The organism is Acetobacterium sp., assembly GCF_036508315.1.
Lineage (GTDB): Bacteria > Bacillota > Clostridia > Eubacteriales > Eubacteriaceae > Acetobacterium.
Genome location: NZ_DATCHP010000007.1, coordinates 1 through 4,849 on the forward strand (window position 1 = coordinate 1; position 4,849 = coordinate 4,849).

The window sequence follows — 4,849 nt, forward strand, 5'->3', positions numbered from 1 at the left end:
AATAGAAATATTCTCTTTTTTCTCAACGGCAACCCCTTCTGATTTAAAATAATCGTAAATCTGCTGAGGTGAAGTGCCATCCTCCGATGTCGTTCCAAGATCATCCTCATATGTTGAAAGATTTTTATCATAATCATGAGGATAAAGATAATTCATCAACATCTGCACGCAAGTTGTGCCGCAAGTGTAATTACCGTATTGACGCAAATTCGGGACATCAATGAATTTGTCTGCATCTGTAGTATATCCAATATAGATATCACTTTCAGCGTTTGTTGATTTTTCTTCGGTTTGAGTGCTGCAAGCAGCGAGTGCGAATACCATACATAATGCAAGTAGCACTGCTAATTTCTTTTTCAAAAGTAATACCTCCTCGGATTATCTTGTCTGCTCAAAATAATTCTCATTCATCTAAGAACACGCTACGACCTCAAAAATTCATCTAAACACTCTTTACAACCTGGGCAATTCATTCATAACCTCAACTCAACTATAAACTACACTTTTTTATTCGATAAGTTATCCCAAAGTAAATTTTAAGGTTTTAAAATGCCTGTTGCAAAAGAGTTCTTTTCGAAAATTCCCAATTTATCGGCATTTCAGAGGTCAACCGAATTCTTCAAAGGCTTCAAAGGATCGGATGGCATCAAACTTTGAGTTGGTGGCAAGCATGGCTTTGGCAAAAGTCCCCTTGTAAAACTTGGAAAAATGAACATATCCTTGTTCTTTCAATGGCAACCTAACTACCAAGACTTGTTAACATGGTTGCACTACTGAATCCCTTTCCCCAGATACCGGATGGCTTCATTGGCAGGCATGGGACGAGCAAACAGAAATGCCTGTATGTAATCAGCATTGAATTGCTCAGCCAACTTGCATTGTTCTTTGGTTTCAACTCCCTCCACTACAACTTTCATGCCAACATCCGAAAATGTCCTGGAAAGTCCTTGCATAACAATGAAACATTTTTCGCTGACAACTGATTCATAAAGGAGACTTTTGTCTATCTTTATGAATTCAAATGGCAGTTCAGCCATGTTGGCGATATTGGAAAAACCGGTCCCAAAGTCATCCAGATTAAACCGGATTCCATATTCGCTGAGTTTCCTCATCATATTTGTTACATGCTCAAAGTTATCAATAAAAACACTTTCTGTTATCTCCATGTGCAGCTTCGTTGGATTTATCCGATTCCTGTTGGCGATTTCAATAATTTTGTCAACAAATCCTTCCCAGTTTAATTGCGTGGAGGAGATATTGCAGGAGATAAATTCGAACTCCTCTCCTTTTTCGTCTAATTCCCTGATAAACCGGCACACCTTTTCCAGCACCAGAAAACCGATATCGATAATAATTCCAGCTTCCTCCGCAATGGGAATGAATTCGTCGGGTGATATTACACCCAGCTCGCTGTCTGAAAGACGGAGCAATGCTTCCGTCGCAATAAATCGCTTACACTCTACTGAATAGATGGGCTGATAAAAGACTTGGAAGATGTCCTGATTCAATCCCCGCTTCATCAGGTCAATGATATGACTTTTCCTTTCTATATTTTCCGCCATTTCGGCACAGAAAAAAACGTCTTTCCCTTTCCCGCTAGTCTTGGACAAACCAATGCAATATTCCAAATATGCGATGATGCTTTCAAACGTATCGGCATGGTTAGGAAAACTGACAACGGAAATGCTGGCTCCGAGCATGCCTTGACAAGTTTTACAGTCCCAAAGATCACTGAATCTTTTCCTGATGGTTTCAACCATATCGACTACCGGAATGTGGAAATCTTTGTCCAGCATTAAAACGAACTCATCACCGCCGTACCGGTAAATGGACTTAATCGGCACAACTCTCATTAAATATTTACTGACGGCCTTCAGGAGATTGTCGCTATTTAACTGCCCAAATTTATCATTAATCACCTTAAAATCATCCAGACTAATCAGGATGATATCCATCTCCCGTTTCCGTTTAACATAGATTTCAAGTATTTTTGCAAAGGTTTTCCGGTTTTGGAGTCCCGTTAAATCGTCAATGACGATTTGCTTGTTTTGAAGATACAGATACACAATCAGGAGCGCGGATGTCGCCGCGGAACCGGAAAGGATAAGTGTTGGCAAAATCCATTGGATTCCAAGCATTATCAGAGAAATTATCGGAAAGGAAAGTAGAATTAAATTCAGGGACCTTTCCATCCTTCTGCGGTTGATCAAGATGACGAAAATCATGGCGAGCATATACAACATGGGAACAACATATGTAAGAAAAAAGCCGTCACCATAAATGAACCCGCCAGACTCACCTATACCATACAACAGGTCCGTCACGGGATTTGTCAGCACTAATACCGAATATAGGGCATATGGTATTGCATTAATCCAAAAATAGGTGGGGATCTTCGGATCATCTTCCCGGACCACGGCGATGAGGTAAGCCATAAACAAGACTGCCAAAAAGGGAGAAGCAAGGAAAAACAATGTCTGGATTGTCTGATTCGCAATCTCCGGAATGGTTCGATAGTTTTCAATGGCAATTACCGAAGCGATGGATACGATAATTTCGATAAAGATATAATAAAGGCATAAACGGAACAGCTTGTTTTTCAAAGTCGGTATCAGGTTATATTCCCGTGAATATACCAAAATAATGACAATGAAAAGCAATGAAATGTATTCAGGTGCGATATTCCATTGCATATTAAGACTCCTTTCAAAACCACTTCTTCCTTAACTTATTTGTGTTTCTTATTCGACTACCGCTCTATTTCAATTCATCATAAAATTGGTAGTTATTTCTACCATTTTGCTTTACCTTATACATTGCGTCATCCGATTTCTTAATAAGAACATTTATATCATTCCCATCTTCAGGATATAGAGCAATTCCTGTACTGGATGTAATTTTGACTACATGCTCGTCTATATTAATTGGCATGGATAAACTTTCTTGGATTTTTTCGATAATTTTTATAACGTCATTTTTTTGACAAATATTCCACAGCAGCAGCAAAAATTCGTCTCCGCCAAACCGTGCTACGGTATCAGCCTTGCTATCGAATCAACAAGGCCGGATTTGAAAAAATCACTTGTTTGTATTGGGAAAACATTCAGAAATATAATTCTTGAAAGGCTGACAACCATGTAGGCAAGAAATATAATACCAAGAAGCCTCGCTATTTTATAGAAGCTTGAATCTACCCGACGGAACATAAGCCAACAGCTTTGAGCATTGATTAATATCAGCATAATTGAAATAATAATTTCCCGAGCTATCAAATCAGAATGAAAAATACTGAAGTAAGTAAGCGCACATAAAGATACTGCTATGAGAATATAATTATGGATATTCTTATTTTTCTTATCAAAAAAATACTCGAGTCCAATTAAAACGAACAGTGCTCCTGTAATAAGAAAAGCATTAGCTATTACTATAGATATAAAATCAGGAATTGTACCACGTAAAAATATTATTTCATATTTCTTTAACGTACCCTCCAATTTAATGTTTAAACATCAAGTGGATAGTTTACAATTAACAGGACATTAATTATTATGTTTTCTCCTTATTCGTAAATGTAGAAAAATGATTAGTCCTATCAAATTCAAGATTTTCCATTAACAGAGAATCTTTTTTTTATATAAAAGAAACTGCTACTTTCGTAACAGTTTCTATCTAACATCATATTTGATGCGTAGTTCTTGGTGGCGGAGAAGGTGCGTATCTATTGGCAATTACGCTCTAAACCTGATTTCCAAACCTAATCATTTTTGGGGTACATTTTAAACTTATTCCTTATGTAATGATGAGTAAAATCAATATTCTGTTTCATATATTTTTATAGGTAAAGCATCCTGCTTTACCGGATTAACGTAACGAGAATACCTTTAATGTACATCAATAAGGGATTCTTGACTCGTTATGCAAGTTTAACATAACGAGGTAGAATGACATCTTCAACATGATGGGGGAATTAAGAAATGCAGACCATCTGCCTTAACATGGTTAGGATGAACCAAATGGTCGGCAATAACCCCCCCAATTTTATTAGTCAATTTTATTCGCTTGTCATCCTTATAAAAAAGTTTGATTCTCTTTAAATTCTTATTCTATCTACGCCTGCCTTGAATGAGATTTACCACAATTACAATAACAGCAATTACGAGAAGAATATGGATAAATCCACCAAACGTGTACGAAGTAATGAATCCTATTAACCATAAAACAACAAGAATTATCGCTACAGTCCACAACATGTTAATCACCCTTCCTTTATTTACTCAATTTTCGGTTGTATTTCCAACCGCTGGTTCATTCTCTTTTCAGGCTTCATTAAAACAAACAAATTCACGGCGGCTCATTCACCAGGCAAACTATTGTTTTAATCGCTTACATTATACATCAACCAGCTTTCATTTGCAAATGTTAGCCTATTATATGGTCAAGTCAGCATCGGTTGTCTAAATAGTTCCCTTATCCATCCCAGAGGAACCTTTAAATCGGCGATTCTGTCCAATGCCGCCAGTATCTATCCTTTTCCCATGATGAATCCCAAATAATTCGCCTGTCGCACAAAGTGATATTTTCGACCCTATTCCATTGACAATTTTGAAACATTATCTAATAAATCATCATTCATCGGAAATTTAGGTTATAATTATGATAAATAAAAATTTATGAGGTGGACACGATGAATCATTTAAAACGACTACCAAAACATATTGGGATTATTCCTGACGGCAATAGAAGATGGGCCCTAAAAAAAGGATTTGAAAAGCAGGATGGCTACAAATTTGGCATACAGCCAGGATTTGATCTCTATAATTTGTGTTTAAAACTGGGTATTGAAGAAATG

5 protein-coding genes and 1 pseudogene are annotated in these 4,849 nt (G+C 37.0%); 1 reads left to right on the forward strand and 5 read right to left on the reverse strand.

The window, feature by feature from the left end:
- From VIK44_RS00905 to VIK44_RS00925, 5 genes and pseudogenes are all read right to left on the reverse strand, one after another.
- Positions 1–360 (reverse strand): C39 family peptidase (locus VIK44_RS00905; protein ID WP_331551947.1); only part of this gene is annotated, 360 nt, incomplete at its 3' end.
- A 246-nt stretch (positions 361–606) separates the two neighbouring features.
- Positions 607–732, reverse strand: coding sequence for a hypothetical protein (locus tag VIK44_RS00910; protein ID WP_331551948.1), 126 nt, complete (start codon positions 730–732; stop codon positions 607–609).
- Between the two features lie 38 nt (positions 733–770).
- On the reverse strand, positions 771–2,693 hold the full coding sequence (locus tag VIK44_RS00915) for a putative bifunctional diguanylate cyclase/phosphodiesterase (protein WP_331551949.1): 1,923 nt from the start codon (positions 2,691–2,693) through the stop codon (positions 771–773).
- Between the two features lie 64 nt (positions 2,694–2,757).
- Positions 2,758–3,033, reverse strand: a pseudogene (locus VIK44_RS00920) (diguanylate cyclase domain-containing protein); the annotation flags it as partial.
- A gap of 1,070 nt (positions 3,034–4,103) precedes the next feature.
- Positions 4,104–4,250: a lmo0937 family membrane protein gene (locus VIK44_RS00925; protein WP_331551950.1), complete on the reverse strand. Its 147-nt coding sequence runs from the start codon at positions 4,248–4,250 to the stop codon at positions 4,104–4,106.
- Between the two features lie 434 nt (positions 4,251–4,684).
- Between VIK44_RS00925 and VIK44_RS00930 the strand changes: the two genes are divergently transcribed.
- Positions 4,685–4,849 (forward strand): undecaprenyl diphosphate synthase family protein (locus VIK44_RS00930; RefSeq protein ID WP_331551951.1); only part of this gene is annotated, 165 nt, incomplete at its 3' end.